We start from the raw sequence: 16,265 nt of genomic DNA, 5'->3' as shown, positions 1-16,265 counted from the left end.
TGTATTGGTAACTGGTTACTAGCTAGTGGTCACTGGATATTAATTACTTCTTATTATTAGCATCGTCATTACACAACATTTTCACTCTATACAAATAGTAATTTTCCTCACGTATCATGTGATCTGGAATTATGGGTGGTAATGCGCCCATTATGCTGCAGCACTGTCTTAAATCCTTAACTTTATCTAAAAACTCCACAAAGTCAGTTAAAGTTTTTTCTACCTCTATATTGAAATAAGCTACTGTACCATCACTTAGTTTAGTTCTTTCATACATCTTATACATTTCAAAAGCCTTTTTAAACAGTCCATCAAACTTCTTTGCAAATTTTCTTGCCTTTTTAGTAAATTCCACTTCTACTGCATCTAAGTCACAAGCTACAGCACTTGCATGTCCAGATGCATCTGCAAGCCATATCTTATGAAGACGTAAATTTTCTAAAGTCTTATCAAAGCTTGTATTATCTTTTATTATATATAAAACTTTATAATACTCCATAGCTTCATTTATCATATGATTTAAAAAGGATGGTGTTAAATTTAGTCCAATATCACATTTTAAAAGCTTAGTAAGTAAATCTGTCTTAAATCTTATAAATTGTTTAAGTACCTTCATATTATCAGATAGTACCTTTTCTAGCCTCTTACCCTTATAATTATCTTGTAACTCCTTTGCTTCTTTATTTAGCTCATCAAAGGACTTCATAAAATACTCTGTACTTTTAATAGCCTCCACTTCTTTAGGCGATAGAGCATTATACTGAAAAAGCGCATGATCTCTCATTATCCCAGTCCAAAATTCTATTTCCATTTTTACATCAAACATAAAAATCCTCCATATAATTATCCACTAATCATTATATGAAGGACTATTATTCTATATGAATATAATTCGCTACCTACTATCACCTATGAAAAATAATGTAACAGTTCCTGTGCCTGTATGCGATCCTATTCCCGGGCCAATTTGATTTATTATAAAATCTTTTACTTTAAATTCTTCAAGTATCATACTTTTTACTAATTCAGCATCTGAAGCACAATCACTATGACTTATAAAAATCACTTGTTCCTCTGGATTAACAACCCTTTCTCTAAACTTATCAACTAGTGTTCTAAGAGCCTTTTTCCTTCCCTTTACTTTAGCTACAGGTATAAGCCTGCCTTCATCATCTACGTTAATTACAGGCTTTATATTCAGTAAGGTCCCAACTACCGCTTGAGTTCCTGATATACGACCTCCTCTTTTTAAATGATTTAAGTCATCTGCAATAACCCAATGATTTACCTTTAACTTATTTTTTTCTACCCAATTTACTATTTCCTCTTTAGAACATCCCTTTTTAAGCATATCATAAGCATAATAAACTATTAATCCTTCACCCAAAGATGCACTTTTAGTGTCAATTATAGTTATATCCGCATTTTTATATTCCTCTAATATTTCATCTTTAGCTATATTAGCACTATTTATACTTCCACTTAAACCTGAAGAAAAGGCCAAATAAATTATTGATTTATTTTCCTTAACATGCTTTAAAAACTCCTCTTTATATGTTTCTGAGTTTACTTGAGCAGTAGTTGGCATTTCACCTTCCCTTACTGCATCATAAAATTCTTTATATGTTACGGTTTTCCCGAAATCATCGACAAATTCTCTTCCATTAAGCATAACGTTTATTCCAAGTGATGGTATATTATTTTTTTCAACGAAATCTCTTGGCAAATCGCTACAGGAATCAATCACTATAACCGTATTCATTAAGACTCCCCCCATCTCTACTACATAATTATACTATAATACACATACTCAATCTATCTATATAACTTATATTCGCACAAAGTTATATTATACACCTATTTCTATTTACAAGTATATATAAATTCATCAATCCCTAAAAAATTTCAAATATATTTATAAGCTTTTAATGATTTTTAATTAATAATATTAATGCCTTAATTTAAGATAACAGCACTTAAATTAAGGTATTAATTTTTTTACTTGCTTTAATATAATATATACTATCATTCATCAAATCTTCTCTCTAAACACTTAATATATTCCTTTAGTTCATCTATTTGCCTTTGTAACTCTTTAATATTATCATAGTTATTAGACCCTTCCCCATCAGTTTCTTCATTACTTTCTTCAGCTTCTTCATTTAATTCTTGTATAAATAAAATATTTTCACCTATAAGCGATAAAATACTTCCTACAAGTTGTTGTTCAAAAGAAGTTAAATTTTCAGCAATTATTATACTTATAAATGAGGCCCATATGAGTAATTGATTGGGATTAATACATTTCTTTTCTCCCATATATTTTTACTCCCTTTATTATATCTATATTTCATATTATTTAAATTACTATGAAAGAGTTCTCACTTAATTATTATAAATTGTGCATATTATTATCCCCACTTTGTTTACAACTTCATAATATATATTAAATTAATGTAACACCCTTTCAGGAGGAATTATGAATATAGACCTAGTTTTTGAAGGTGGAGGAGTTAAGGCTATAAGTTATGTTGGAGTGCTTAAAGCATTAGAGGAGAATAATTATAAAATTAAGCGATGTGCAGGTAGTTCCGCTGGAGCTATAATTTCTGCTCTAATTATAGCTGGATACACTTCTAAAGAGTTAGAAGACATAATTTATAATACAGATTTTAAGTTGTTTAATAAAAATACCAAAGTAGGAAAGATACCTATTGTAGGCAACTTTATCTCACTACTAGTGAATAACGGAAAATATGATGGTTCCATAATCGAACAATGGATGGATACCTTACTTACAAAGAAAGGTATAACGAAGTTCAAAGACGTTATCGTAAATGGTAAAAGCACTTTAAAAATAATAGTTGCAGATATAACTAAAAGAAAAATGATAATAATTCCGGATGACCTGCCTGAATATGGGCTCGATCCTTTAGAGTTTAGCATTGCTAAAGCTATACGCATGAGCTGTTCCATTCCATTTTATTTTACTCCTGGGAAACTGGAATATTCCAACTTTACAAGCTATATTGTAGATGGAGGCTTACTTAGTAACTTTCCAATATGGATTTTCGACTCAGATAATGCTGATTATCCTACCATAGGAATTAAAATTAAAGACCTAGATAGTTACACCTCTCAAGGCAAGACAGGTATAATATCCTTTTTAAGGGATGTGATTGATGCGCCAATAAACGTAGACTCAGAAAACTTTGTAAGAAACAAGGATAGATTAAGAATTTTAATCATTGATTATGGAGCTAAAATAAAAGCTAGCGACTTCAAAAAGATAAATAAATATATAGCCCCACTAATTAAAAATGGATATGATCAAACTTTGAGTTTTTTAAAAGTTCGGTGTCGCTTGAATGGTTGACAGTCCCTAATCTCTAGTAACTTAAAATTTTGGAATAAAGTATTTTGTATACTAATACAAGGTACTAGGATTGAATGAAACCTTACTATGAAAGCTTTCTGAATTTCATGCATCCTAGCACCTTAATTCCTACCCCTAAAGGCGTTATTCACTTTTACTAAAGTCTATAATTTTTTCTTTATCATTAATATATACTATTGTCTCATTTGGAACAGTTTTAGAAATTATTTTTCCGCCTCTTATTGAATAAAGAACTGATACTTGTCTTCTAACTGCTTCGTAACCATTTTCTACTGGAAGTATTATAAGATTGCCCGGTTTTCCTTCCTCAATTCCATACTCATCTAATATATTTAATGTTCTTGCACTGTTTTTACTTATTAAATCTAATGAATTATTTATTTCATTATAGCCCATTACTTGGCATACATGAAGTCCTAAGTGAAGTACTTGAAGCATGTTTCCTGTTCCAAGTGGGTACCAAGGATCGAATATATCATCATGTCCGAAACACACATTAAGTCCTGCTTCCATTAACTCCTTTACTCTCGTTATCCCCCTTCTCTTTGGATAACTATCAAATCTTCCTTGAAGATGAGTATTAACTAAAGGATTAGCAACAAAATTTATGCTTGATAGCTTTAAAAGCCTAAATAATTTATAGGTATACGCATTATTATAAGAATGCATCGCTGTAGTATGACTGGCAGTTACCTTAGGCCCAATATTATACTCATAGGCTTTAGCTGCCACCACTTCTAAAAACCTAGATTGTTCATCATCAATTTCATCACAATGTACATCTATAAGTTTATTATATTTTATTGCAAGTTCAAATATCTTCTCTATAGACTGTACTCCATATTCTCTCGTGAACTCAAAGTGAGGAATTGCACCTATAACATCTGCCCCTAGTTTTAGGGATTCTTCTAAGAGTTCAAATCCATTTGGATAAGAAAGTATTCCCTCTTGAGGAAAAGCTACTATTTGAAGAGTAACATAGTCCTTTAGTTCATCTCTAACTTCAATCAAGGCCTTTAGAGCAGTTAATTTTTCATCTGTAACATCTACATGAGTTCTTATATATTGAATTCCATTAGCTATTTGCCATTCAATCGCCTTCTTTGCCCTAGATTTAACATCTTCGACTGTAAGATACGGCTTTCTCTCTGCCCAGCACTGAATTCCTTCAAATAAAGTTCCACTTTCATTCCATCTAGGCTCTCCAGCAGTTAATGCTGCATCTAAATGCACATGAGGTTCTATGAACGGTGGCATCACAAGGCCGCCTTTTGCATCTATTATATTTTCATCTTTTAAATCTATGTTTTTATGAATTTTATTTATAATTCCATCTTTTATTAATATATCATAATATCCTTCTCTTCCTTGTAATACTGCATTTTTTATTAACATAGTATTCCTCCATTAAGCACCTATCTTTATATTTTCCTTTTCTACATTCTTGTTATATACAACTTTTTTAATTACTACATGACATATAAAAGCCACAAGCACTCCATTTATAGAAGTTATCCCTGGTAAAAACTTAGCCGCTAAAACTCCTACCACCCATGAGATTATTGCTGATAAATCAACTGCATTAAAACTACTTTCATTAATATTTCCATATTTACCTTTTCTAACTATAAAGTAATCTGCAATGATTATTCCGCCTATAGAGGGTATTAAAATCCCCAGTAAGTTTAACCAGCTTACAAAGTTATTGTAAATATATAGTGCACCTAAGGTTCCTATAATTCCATTAAACACTACAATTTTACTTTTAGGTATTTTAGTTATATTTGAAAAGCCAAGCCCTGAGGCATATAATGCATTATCATTAGTTGTCCATATATTAAATCCAAGTATTATAATAGCTGGTATTATAAGACCTTGTAAAAACATAACCTCTGATATATCTGATTGACCTGTAACCATTGCTCCTACTGCTCCAAATATGAACATAAGTGAATTTCCTATAAAAAATGCTACTGCTGTAGTTAAAACTCCTACCTTTTTATTTTGTGAAAATCTTGCAAAATCTGGTGTTAAAGTACCTCCACTTATAAAAGATCCTACGCACATGGTAAGTCCCGTGCCTATAGCTAGAGTTTCTTTTGGCTGAATATTTATAAGTCCTTGAATTCCTCCTACAGTAGCTGCTGCCTTAATTACTGAAAATCCTCCAAGTAGTGCTATAGATGGTACTGCTATTATACTTAATACTGTAAGTGCTTTTATTCCTAAATAAGCTGTGGACGTCATAGCTACTCCTGCTATAAGAATTAATAAATACAAGTTTATGCCAGTTACCTTATGAACTGGAATTGCAAACATAGCAACTCCTACTCCAAACCACCCTACTTGAGTGATACCAAGCAGAAATGATACCAGATAAGAACCCTTTTCTCCAAAGGAATATCTAGCAAGCAAGTGTGTTGAAAGACCTGTATCTGATGCAATATATGCAAGTAAACTTGTATAAACTCCTAAAATTAAGTTACCAAATAACACTGTTATTAAAAAATCCTTAAATCCTAGTCCTATTCCAAGAGATCCTCCTGTCCACATGCTAGCTGAGAAGAATGTAAAGCCCAACATTACTGCAAACATGGACCAAAACCCCTTTTTACTTTCATTTGATACCTCTTGAAGTGAAAAATCCTTATCATAATTTTTATTACTCATAAAAAACCCTCCTTAATTTTCATATCAGCACCATTAAGGAAAGAGTAATTATAAAACACAAAAGCTTCCTTTCAGAAACCTGAAAGGAAGCTTAATTTTATGCGTTATAAATTACTTAACTTATTAATAATTTAAAAACATATTAAATTATTAATATAACTTTATTTATAATACATTCCGCTAACCTTGTCAGTCTCTCTGGACCGAATTAAAGGTACTGATATCTATTTGTAACCATTATTTCACAAAAAATAAAAATTGTCAAGATAACATACTTTTGTAATTAATTGAATTCATAAATCATTTCCACATGAGGAATGCCATCTTCGCTATAGATTTCTGAACACTCCTTAAATCCAACTTCCTCATATAATCCTTTAGCATATACCTGAGCTGAAAGTTTTATGCATTTCCCCCCCATTTCTTCTTCAATTATTTCAATAGCATTTTTAAGCATTTTTGTAGCAAGGCCCTTTCTTCTATATTTATCATTTATAAGTACTCTTCCTATAGCAGCTTCATTATAAGACACCCCTGGGTATAAAAGTCTACAGTAAGCTGCTATATGTCCATTTTCCTCCAAATATAGATGTAGTGCTTTTAAGTCCTTATCATCACACTCTTCATAAGGGCAGTTTTGCTCTACTACAAAAACATTTATCCTTTCCTGCAAAATTTTATAAAGCTCATTGGGAGTAAGTTCATCAAACTTTTTTATGATCCAGTTCATTTCGATATCTCCTTATGTATTTATATTAACTAATTTCTAATAATAATTCTAAAGCCTCTTTTTTAAAATTTCAAGTTACTTGCCAGGTCCCAACAACCCGACAAGTACTAGAACCATATACTATTCCCTAATGAAAACTTTCCCAAAATTCTCCTTGAGTATCAATTATATTCATAATCTGATTAAATGGTATTTTAAAAGTAGGAAATCCTGCTGCAAAGGGAGCTATTTCATAAGGAACAAAGTAAATATATAAATTGTTTTCATCCACATAAAATGGCTGATTTGGTGTTATCCCCTTATAAGCATCTGGGAATAAATACGAATACTTCTCATCATTTTTTATTTGGTTTCCTATAATATCACTAATAATCTTTACATAATTACTATTAGCTTTAAATAAATCCTTCAGTTCATAAAATCTTCCACTTACTAGATTTATGTGGGGGTAATTTTTTGTAGGCATTCCATGGGCTGCTCCAAAATAATACTGATAATCATTAAGCTCTAAAACAGTTAAACTCTTTTTGAAAAATTCTACCAAAAAATCCCCTGTATAGTTATAATCAAGCTTAGCATCGCTGCCTATATCCTTAACTTGAGACAATCCCTTTAACCTCTTATTTACTTCTTTCTCTATATTCTTGTCATCCATGCCCTGTACTTGTGGATAATACACTAAGTAATTTATATTAGGCTTAAATTTTTCTTCTATAATTTTATATTTATTACTTAAAGAAATTATTGTGTTTTGTCTCCATATTACTTTCCCTGTTTTGTCTAAATAAGATACTCTATAATCTATATTTGCCTTTATTAAATCCTCATCCATAGATACCGTTCCGCCACCACTTAATACAGGTAGACTTTTTACCTTATTTCCAGTTTTATCAATGAAAAATGTATTTTTATCATCACTTGCTGAAGCTAACCCATCTTTATAATCTGAAATACTGATATATATAAATTCTGTAAGGAATTTTCCATTAATATCTGCAATTGCATATTTTGAACCTATATAAGGCTTTTCTGGGTCTATGGCCTTTCCTACGGCCACCATTCCTTCCCCTAGCAAGTTTACATCATTATACTCTGGATTTATTATAAAATTTCCTTTTTTATCTATAAGTCCATATTTATTCTTAAAATCTTCAGAAGTATTCACCACAGCTCTTCCTTCCTCAAAAGCTTGAACTCCTGAATACTTAGGTACTATAACAACTTCTCCGCTCTCATTAATAAATCCAAAATCACCTGCTGTATTTTCTTTAAAGGCTAAAAGTCCATCCCCAAAATCTCCTACAAAGTCATAATTATAAATTTTAAGTATATTGCCATTAAGGTCAATCATAGCATATTGATTATCTCTAATTTTAACTACTGCTTTGCCTTCTTTAAAATCACTAGCTGATTCATATTTAAGTGGTATCACTTCTTGTCCTCTCGTATCTAGATATCCGTAGAGTAACTTACCTTCTGAGTTTATATCATAAAATATGGCCCTTCCTTCATTGTAACTTCCTATATAACTATATCCCTTAGGAGTTAGTACTTTGCCCTTTTCATCTATTACCTTAAATACTCCATTGTCAACCACCTGTGCAAGCCCTTCAGAAAATCCAGTAATTGTTTCATACTTTGGTTCTACGATAAAATTATTAGACTCATTTATAACTCCAGATTTACCTCTAACTTCTACCACGGCAAGACCATTACCTTCGAAGTCTTGAGCATAGTCATATTGGGGTCTAATTACAACATCACCTTTATTATCTATATACCCCCACTTTACTCCATTCAAAGCTTTAATAGATATAGGATATAACTTTGAAACTCTATTCCTTGTCATTAATAATGCCTTTTCTCTTAACCTAAATAATTCTTCTTTAGATGGATATTGATATTGAAGTTTCATAGCTGCATCAATAGATTTCAATGCCTCTTTTGGCTCTCCAGCTTTTATTTGAGCATCTGCCAAGTAGTACCAATAGAAACTTGCTTTGGGCATTTCCTTTACCCTTTCCTTATAAAATGTAACTACCTTCTTAAAATAATAAGGATATAGATCTGGTGCAGAAACTAATTTCCGATTTTCCCATCTATAAACTTCAATTTTATATGCTTCTCCTGTATCGTGAATCCAAACTACTATTTCATACTTTCCGTCTTTTCCCTTTTTACTTGATATATCTTCTATTTCAATCTTACTATACTCCAAGTCCGTAACTGCATATTTAAACCCTTGCTCCGTCCATGTTAAAATATCTAACATTGCCCATACTGCTCCAAATTGCCATCCTATAATTAAGTTATTAACTTTACTATTTGTAATTGGGAGAGCATTAAGATAATTTATATCAAATCCTTTTCCTTTAATATTTGAAAGTACTCTCCACTTTCCAGAGTAGTTCTTTAGCACAATAATATTGTTTTGTCCATCTAGGTTATAAGCACCAACTAATTCTTTTCTTCCATCCCCATCTAAATCTGCTCCAATAATTGCCGGTCTCTTATAAGGTAACTTTAAAAATAAAAGCTTTGACTGAGGTGGTAAAAATTCTTTAAAGAAATTAATTAAGTATGCTTCACTCCACATCATAACAGAAACTTTCTCCTATATTTATTTCAAAATATTATATGAAAAAAAGTTTAATGTGTGATGACATATTTGTGAATTTATTCGCATAAAATATTACACACTTTTTTCCTGTTTTGAATAAGATACTAGTGTAGTTAATATATAAGGAGTGAAATTCATAATGTACTATTTAGACCCTGATCCAATGTCAATGGAAATCTTTGATGACGTTGATGAGACTTATGAAAATGAGGAAGTAATGCCCGTGCAATCTCCTATAGATATGCGTGGTGGAAAATGCAAACCAAAAAAAGCTAGATTTGAACAATCCCGTACAGCTTGTGCAAATATTAACGTTAAATGTACAAAACTAGGTCAGGCATATGTTCCTGATCAACCTTATTGTAATTTAGTATCTCTAAAAAAAGCATTACGTATGGGAACAATATTTGCAGACCTTTATGATCCTTACTTTGATAAAGATAATAAATGCTAAAATTAAAGCAACAATCAATTTTATATCATAATTATATAGTTAGTAATTTTAATAGGAGGAACTACAATGTCCGATTGCATGAGCAGAAAAGACTTGCTCGATAAAATTAGAGAAGTAGAATTTGTTACATTAGAATTAAATCTATATTTAGATACCCATCCTACCAATAAAAAGGCTTTTGATGACTTTAATTATTATGCGGATAAATTAATGAAGTTAAAAATGTTATACGAAAAGGAATACGGTCCTTTATTAAACTTTGGATTTTCACAGAATAAAACTTCTTGGCAGTGGGCAAACGAACCATGGCCTTGGGAAACAGGTGAATAGGAGGGGTATGAAATGTGGATTTATGAAAAAAAATTACAATGTCCTGTAGACATAAAAAATTGTAAAGATGTAAAATTAGCTAAGTATTTAATAACCCAATATGGCGGACCCGATGGAGAATTAGCTGCAGCTTTAAGATATTTAAATCAAAGATATTCCATGCCTACTGGAACTACTAAGGCAGTATGTAATGACATTGGAACGGAAGAACTAGCACATCTTGAAATTATTGCTACAATGGTTTATCAATTAGTTAATAATGCTTCAGTTGAAGAATTAGAAAAAGCCGGCTTAGGCGGTCATTTTGCTGATCATGATAAAGCATTATTCTACGTAGATGCAACTGGAAACCCATGGACTGCAACTTATATCCAAGCAAAAGGAAATCCAGTAACAGACTTACATGAAGACTTAGCAGCTGAAGAAAAGGCTCGTGCTACCTATGAATGGTTAATTACATTAAGTGATAATGAAGACGTAAATAAGGTTCTTAGATTTTTAAGAGAACGTGAAATAGTTCATTTTCAAAGATTTGGAGAAGCTCTAAGAGAAGTTCAGGAGACTTTAGGAACTAAAAAATACTACTAATTATTATAAAATTAGTTAGATTTGAGTTTAAGGCCATATACATATTTTTATGCATATGGCCTGCTCTTTTTCAAATCACTTTTGCAACCTTTCCAATATCTTGGGCACAACTTGTTAGCTGCTCTGCTGAAGCTGCAATTTCTTCTGTGGCAGATGCTTGGACAAGAATTGATTCGCTTGCCTCATTTATTTTATTAAATAAATTATTCATATCGTTATTAATACCATTAAGTATTTCTTTAATTTCTTTTACTGAACTTGCACTACTTTCAGCTAACTTACGAATTTCCTTTGCTACAACAGCAAATCCTCTTCCTGATTCCCCAGCTCTTGCTGCCTCTATAGCTGCATTTAAGCCTAAAAGATTACAATTTGCTGCCACTCCATTAACAAAATCCAATATTTTACTGGTGCTTTCAATATGATCCATAACACCTTTCGAAAGACTTTGTATATATGCGATACTCTCAGACAATATTTGCGATGAAGCTGCAATCTCTTCGGACGTAGAAGCAAGCTGTTGTGATGAAGAGATAATAGTTTCAGTTGACTCTAATAAAGTATGTTGAGTACTTAAGTTAAGTGCAAGATTTATTGTACCAATTATTTTGCCGTCATCACTTTTTATAGGTATTCCTGTGGTTTTAAATGGAACACCATAAGCTTCTTTTGGTACTTCCCCGCTTTTGGACTTACCTGAATTTAAAACCTGAGGTATGGTACTCCCCTTTGGAAAGGGCTTCCCTACTATATCTCCAAGATTAATTTCCTCACCAGGAATAGAGTATATAAACTTTTCCCTATCAGTTATTGATATTGTATTATCGAGAGGGATTAAATCATGAAATAGCGGTATGACTTTTTCTATTGTATTAAAAATTAACTGTTTTTTTTCATAACTATATTCCCCATTAAATCTGCCCATTTTCTATATACCTCCGTCCACTTTAATATTTTTATAATATTCCCCAATTTAATTATAATGAATGAGCATCTAAAGAACATCTAATTATTCAGAAAACGCCTTATTTTTATATATAAAAAGGCTGCTAACAAAATATATTGTTAACAACCTAAGGTAATCATATTTATCATTAATTTTTATATACTAATTTTTAAAACTATGGATTGGAGCCGGAATTTGGCCTCCTCTTTTAATGAAGTCACTGCTGCTGAATTTGCTTACCTGCATAACAGGAGCTCTACCTAAAAGTCCACCGAATTCCACCATATCACCTACTACTTTCCCAGGAGCAGGAATTATTCTAACAGCTGTAGTTTTATTGTTTATAACTCCTATGGCAGCTTCATCTGCGATAATGGCAGAAATAGTTTCAGCTGAGGTATCTCCAGGAATTGCAATCATATCAAGACCCACAGAACATACACAAGTCATAGCTTCTAACTTTTCTAAGTTTAAGGCACCCTCTAATACTGCATCAATCATTCCAGCATCTTCACTTACAGGAATAAATGCACCACTAAGGCCTCCAACTCTAGATGCAGCCATAACTCCGCCTTTTTTTACTGCATCATTTAACATTGCTAAAGCAGCAGTAGTACCTGGCGCACCAGCTCTTTCAAGTCCCATTTCTTCAAAAATATGAGCCACACTATCTCCAACTGCTGGAGTAGGCGCTAATGATAAGTCAATTATTCCAAAAGGAACCTCAAGTCTTCTAGAAGCTTCTGCTGCAACTAATTGCCCCATTCTTGTAATTTTGAAGGCTGTTTTCTTTATAGTTTCAGCAACTACATCAAAGCTCTCGCCTTTAACGGACTCAAGGGCTTTCTTTACGACACCAGGTCCGCTTACCCCTACATTTATTACGCATTCTGCTTCTCCAACACCATGGAAAGCGCCTGCCATAAATGGATTGTCTTCAACTGCATTCGCAAATATTACAAGTTTAGCACATCCGAGACCATCTGTATCTTTAGTAAGTTCTGCTGTCTTCTTTATAATTTCTCCCATATCTCTTACTGCATCCATATTTATTCCTGCTCTACTTGTAGCTATATTAACAGAAGAACAAACCTTTTCTGTTACGCTTAAAGCTTCTGGAATAGATGCAATTAACTTTCTGTCTCCTTCAGAATAACCTTTATGTATTAGAGCTGAGAACCCACCTATAAAATTAACTCCCACAGTAGAAGCAGCTTTATCTAATATTTTAGCAAACTCAACATAGTTTTCATCATTAGAGCATCCAGCAACTAAGGATATAGGAGTTACAGATATTCTTTTATTTATAATTGGGATTCCGTACTCTCTTTCTATTTCATTTCCCACACTAACTAGCTTTTCAGCATATCTTGTAATCTTATCATATATCTTTTGACGAGCCCTTTTCCCATCTGAATCACAACAATCCATTAGTGAAATTCCCATAGTTATAGTTCTGATATCTAATTTTTCTTTTTCTATCATTTTAATTGTTTCAATTATTTTGTTTTGATTAATCATATCTGCACCTACCTTATATATTATGCATTGAATTGAATATATCTTCATGCTGAATTTTAATAGATAGATTCATTTCTTTGCTCTTTAAATCTAAAATGTCCTTTAACTCCTTAAAAGACTTTAATGAATTAGATAGGTCAACTAGCATAATCATAGTAAAATACTCTTGTAAAATCGTTTGACTTATGTCTAAAATATTCACATTAGCTTCGGCTAACACATTGCTTACCCCTGCAATGATGCCTGTTCTGTCTTTTCCTAAAACAGTAATAATAGATTTCATAAGTATGCCCCCTTAAACTTTTTATAATATTTTGTTTATAAACTTAATGCCCCACATTTAGATAATAAGTATATGCATATACAGTAAAATACTTATTACCGCATAAAATGTATAACATATATAATATAATAATTAATTTTAAAATACAATATATTTAAAAAATTCCACAAAGTTTTTCTACTAAATATCTTAGAAATTTTAAATTGCAAAATGGTAGCAAGTGCCATAAGCCAATCATCCCCATAATTCTTCTGGTTCTAATATTATGATTAAATCTTTGTAAATTTGGCAAATATATTATACATAAGTGTGTTATAATATATCCCTGAACGGATTTAAAGTTTATTGTAAAACAAAAGAAAGAGGTGCTTTATCATAAAAAAGAAATTTGAAGTTAAAAATAATGAATATGAAATAAAAGGAGATATTGCCTACTTAAAATTAGTGAAAAAAGACGGCACAATAATTGATGCTAAGATAGATGCTGAAGATTTACAAAGAGTCCTTGATAGAGGTGGCTGGGCTGCTCAGTGGCATAAAGACTTTAACAGTTATTTAGCTATGCATTACATACCTCAAGAAAAACAAAAGGAAAGTTTACATTCATTTATTTTAGGTGTGTCTACTAAAACTCCTATAAGACATTTAAATGAAGATACTTTAGATAACAGAAAGTGTAACTTAGAAATATATGATAAAAATTCATACAATGATTATAAAGAATTTGACGAAACCGCTGAAATAGTACTTAGAGACAGCAACGGTATTGAGAAAGGGCGCGCTATAATTGATAAGAAGGACTTATATAGAGTTCTAAACAATGGATACCCATGGGTTTATCATAGAATAGGTGAAAAGCCTTATGCTGTGGCAAATACTCCTAAGGGCAGAATCCACTTAGATAAATTTATTATGGGAGATAAGCAAGATATAACTGTTAACCATATAAATTTTAATACTTTAGATAACAGAAAAGAAAATTTAGAAATTACAGAACACCTTGAAGAACAATCAGAATAATTATATGTAAAAAGCCTCCAGTTAATATTAATAATCATTGCTATTAACTGGAGGTTTATGTATACTTTCTCTTCCTCTGTATTTGACAAAAGGCTGTGAACATTTATTTATCCACAGCTTTTCAATATCAATTAACTATATATTCCAAAAATAACTATTCTAGCATGGCATATAAATAAGTAAATCTAGTGGCATGTTCTTGTTCATCTGTGATAATTTCATAAAGCATATCCCTTAAGCACATATTGGGAAGCATAGATTTAATTTTTCTATACAACTCTACTGCTGCAAGTTCTCCATTTATACTGCTTTCAATATTTTCTATAAAATCATCTGCAAGCTTAACCTTTGGAAGTGGAATGTCTATACTCTGTCCTGTTAACATACAATAAATTTGCCTAAACATTTTATAATGTTTCATTTCATCATCACGAGCAAATTGAATTTGTGTTCTTATCTTTTCATTTTTTGCCCTATCCATCATCATGGTATATTTAACTCTATCGTGCCTTTCATCTTTCATTGCTTCTATAAGAAGATCTAAAAGTCCTTTAGGTTCTGCTTCATTATTATTTCTAGTATAGTCATACATATCCATGTCGTAGTACATAGTTACCTCCTATAATAATTAATGAGCTTAAACTTCAAGCCATCAATACATTATATAGATATGTAAATTTGTTGTTACAACTTTTTAACATATCCTTGGAAGCATCTCTTCTTCGTACATATTTAAAATTCTAGTTCCTCCAATTTCAGTTCTTAAATAAACCTTACCTTTATTATCATTTATAACTTCCCCTATTATCTTAGCATCTTCTCCTAATAAATTTTTCTTCATTATCTTTAATACTTTTTCTGCATCTTCACTTGATACTATTAAAACAAGTTTCCCTTCATTTGCTACATATAGTGGATCAAATCCTAGAATTTCACACATACCTGAAACCTCTTCTTTAATAGGTATTTCTTTTTCATAAAGCATTATGCTCATGCCTCTTTGCTCTGCTATTTCATTTAAGGTAGTTGCAAGTCCCCCTCTAGTTGGGTCTCTCATTACCTTTACATTTTTACTTTCACTTAGTATATCCTTTGTTAATTCATTTAATGAAGCACAATCACTTTTTATACTTACCTCAAAACCTAATTCTTCTCTTTCACTCATTATGCACATTCCATGATCTCCTAGAGTTCCACTTATTATAACCTTGTCCCCTTGTTTTATTTGCTGTATCCCCAAAACCTCCCTGTTATCTTCTATTACCCCTATGCCTGTAGTATTTATATATATTTTATCTCCCTTGCCCCTTTCTACAACCTTTGTATCTCCTGCAATTATATAAGCATTAGCTTTCCTTGCAGCTTCAGCCATAGACATAACTATCTTTTCTAAAATATCTATCTTAAGACCTTCTTCTAATATAAACCCTACTGTAATATATAAGGGCTTAGCACCACTTACTGCCAAATCATTTACTGTACCACAAATAGAAAGCTTTCCTATATCTCCACCATAAAAAAATAAGGGGCTTATCACAAAAGAATCTGTAGTTACTGCTATGTTGCCATTTAACTTATGTAATATACTTGCATCGTTTTGCTGGAGCAATATATCGTTTTGGAAGTATTTGTAAAACATATTTTTTATAAGCTCCTGAGTTTTTTTTCCACCACTACCATGAGATAAAGTAATCATATTCATATTT

General features: G+C 31.6%; 17 protein-coding genes. 5 read left to right on the top strand and 12 right to left on the bottom strand.

The annotated features are described in order from the left end of the window. Positions 1-43 precede the first annotated feature (43 nt). From DP68_RS01255 to DP68_RS01245, 3 genes are all read right to left on the bottom strand, one after another. Positions 44-826 carry a DUF2935 domain-containing protein gene (locus DP68_RS01255; protein ID WP_035304952.1) on the bottom strand — a complete coding sequence of 261 codons (783 nt, stop codon included), beginning with the start codon at positions 824-826 and terminating at the stop codon, positions 44-46. Between the two features lie 69 nt (positions 827-895). After that, a complete protein-coding gene (locus DP68_RS01250) occupies positions 896-1,762 on the bottom strand; it encodes a DegV family protein (RefSeq protein WP_035304951.1) in 867 nt (288 codons plus the stop codon). A gap of 263 nt (positions 1,763-2,025) precedes the next feature. Further along, positions 2,026-2,319: a hypothetical protein gene (locus tag DP68_RS01245; protein ID WP_035304950.1), complete on the bottom strand. Its 294-nt coding sequence runs from the start codon at positions 2,317-2,319 to the stop codon at positions 2,026-2,028. Positions 2,320-2,479: 160 nt separating this feature from the next. Here DP68_RS01245 and DP68_RS01240 point away from each other — a divergent pair, with 160 nt between their 5' ends. Next, positions 2,480-3,376 carry a patatin-like phospholipase family protein gene (locus tag DP68_RS01240; protein ID WP_035304949.1) on the top strand — a complete coding sequence of 299 codons (897 nt, stop codon included), beginning with the start codon at positions 2,480-2,482 and terminating at the stop codon, positions 3,374-3,376. Between the two features lie 144 nt (positions 3,377-3,520). Here the strand turns inward: DP68_RS01240 and DP68_RS01235 are convergent, their stop codons facing one another. The 4 genes from DP68_RS01235 to DP68_RS01220 form a co-directional block, all read right to left on the bottom strand. Then, positions 3,521-4,792, bottom strand: a complete 1,272-nt coding sequence (locus DP68_RS01235) for a cytosine deaminase (protein ID WP_035304948.1) — start codon at positions 4,790-4,792, stop codon at positions 3,521-3,523. A gap of 12 nt (positions 4,793-4,804) precedes the next feature. Continuing rightward, complete coding sequence (gene codB, locus DP68_RS01230; protein WP_035304947.1) at positions 4,805-6,067, bottom strand: cytosine permease; 1,263 nt, start codon at positions 6,065-6,067, stop codon at positions 4,805-4,807. A gap of 283 nt (positions 6,068-6,350) precedes the next feature. Then, on the bottom strand, positions 6,351-6,797 hold the full coding sequence (locus tag DP68_RS01225; RefSeq protein ID WP_035304945.1) for a GNAT family N-acetyltransferase: 447 nt from the start codon (positions 6,795-6,797) through the stop codon (positions 6,351-6,353). Between the two features lie 127 nt (positions 6,798-6,924). Next, positions 6,925-9,396 (bottom strand): WG repeat-containing protein, encoded by a 2,472-nt coding sequence (locus DP68_RS01220; protein WP_081957043.1) that lies wholly within the window; start codon positions 9,394-9,396, stop codon positions 6,925-6,927. Positions 9,397-9,556: 160 nt separating this feature from the next. Between DP68_RS01220 and DP68_RS01215 the strand changes: the two genes are divergently transcribed. The 3 genes from DP68_RS01215 (at position 9,557) to DP68_RS01205 (ending at position 10,789) form a co-directional block, all read left to right on the top strand. Beyond that, positions 9,557-9,871 (top strand): spore coat associated protein CotJA, encoded by a 315-nt coding sequence (locus tag DP68_RS01215; protein ID WP_035304942.1) that lies wholly within the window; start codon positions 9,557-9,559, stop codon positions 9,869-9,871. Positions 9,872-9,937: 66 nt separating this feature from the next. Next, positions 9,938-10,201: a spore coat protein CotJB gene (locus DP68_RS01210; protein ID WP_035304941.1), complete on the top strand. Its 264-nt coding sequence runs from the start codon at positions 9,938-9,940 to the stop codon at positions 10,199-10,201. 12 nt (positions 10,202-10,213) lie between these two features. Beyond that, complete coding sequence (locus tag DP68_RS01205; RefSeq protein ID WP_035304940.1) at positions 10,214-10,789, top strand: manganese catalase family protein; 576 nt, start codon at positions 10,214-10,216, stop codon at positions 10,787-10,789. Between the two features lie 70 nt (positions 10,790-10,859). On the opposite strand, the gene DP68_RS01200 is transcribed toward DP68_RS01205, so the two are convergent. The 3 genes from DP68_RS01200 to DP68_RS01190 all read right to left on the bottom strand — a co-directional run bounded on the left by DP68_RS01200 (position 10,860) and on the right by DP68_RS01190 (position 13,539). Continuing rightward, on the bottom strand, positions 10,860-11,714 hold the full coding sequence (locus DP68_RS01200) for a methyl-accepting chemotaxis protein (protein WP_052085577.1): 855 nt from the start codon (positions 11,712-11,714) through the stop codon (positions 10,860-10,862). Between the two features lie 183 nt (positions 11,715-11,897). Further along, the gene (locus DP68_RS01195; RefSeq protein WP_035304988.1) at positions 11,898-13,256 is read right to left on the bottom strand and encodes a PFL family protein; all 1,359 of its coding nucleotides are present in this window, start codon (positions 13,254-13,256) and stop codon (positions 11,898-11,900) included. 13 nt (positions 13,257-13,269) lie between these two features. Beyond that, positions 13,270-13,539 (bottom strand): ACT domain-containing protein, encoded by a 270-nt coding sequence (locus tag DP68_RS01190; RefSeq protein ID WP_035304938.1) that lies wholly within the window; start codon positions 13,537-13,539, stop codon positions 13,270-13,272. A 444-nt stretch (positions 13,540-13,983) separates the two neighbouring features. Here DP68_RS01190 and DP68_RS01185 point away from each other — a divergent pair, with 444 nt between their 5' ends. Further along, positions 13,984-14,559: a hypothetical protein gene (locus DP68_RS01185; RefSeq protein WP_291546813.1), complete on the top strand. Its 576-nt coding sequence runs from the start codon at positions 13,984-13,986 to the stop codon at positions 14,557-14,559. Between the two features lie 154 nt (positions 14,560-14,713). Here DP68_RS01185 and DP68_RS01180 read toward each other — a convergent pair whose 3' ends face one another. Both DP68_RS01180 and hypE read right to left on the bottom strand, forming a co-directional pair. Continuing rightward, positions 14,714-15,169: a ferritin-like domain-containing protein gene (locus tag DP68_RS01180; RefSeq protein ID WP_052085575.1), complete on the bottom strand. Its 456-nt coding sequence runs from the start codon at positions 15,167-15,169 to the stop codon at positions 14,714-14,716. Positions 15,170-15,253: 84 nt separating this feature from the next. After that, positions 15,254-16,261, bottom strand: a complete 1,008-nt coding sequence (hypE, locus tag DP68_RS01175; RefSeq protein WP_035304984.1) for a hydrogenase expression/formation protein HypE — start codon at positions 16,259-16,261, stop codon at positions 15,254-15,256. Between the last annotated feature and the right edge of the window lie 4 nt (positions 16,262-16,265).

The sequence above is a fragment of the Clostridium sp. HMP27 genome (assembly GCF_000765165.1).
GTDB lineage: Bacteria > Bacillota > Clostridia > Clostridiales > Clostridiaceae > Clostridium_AK.
This window is presented reverse-complemented; position numbering and strand designations above follow the sequence as displayed.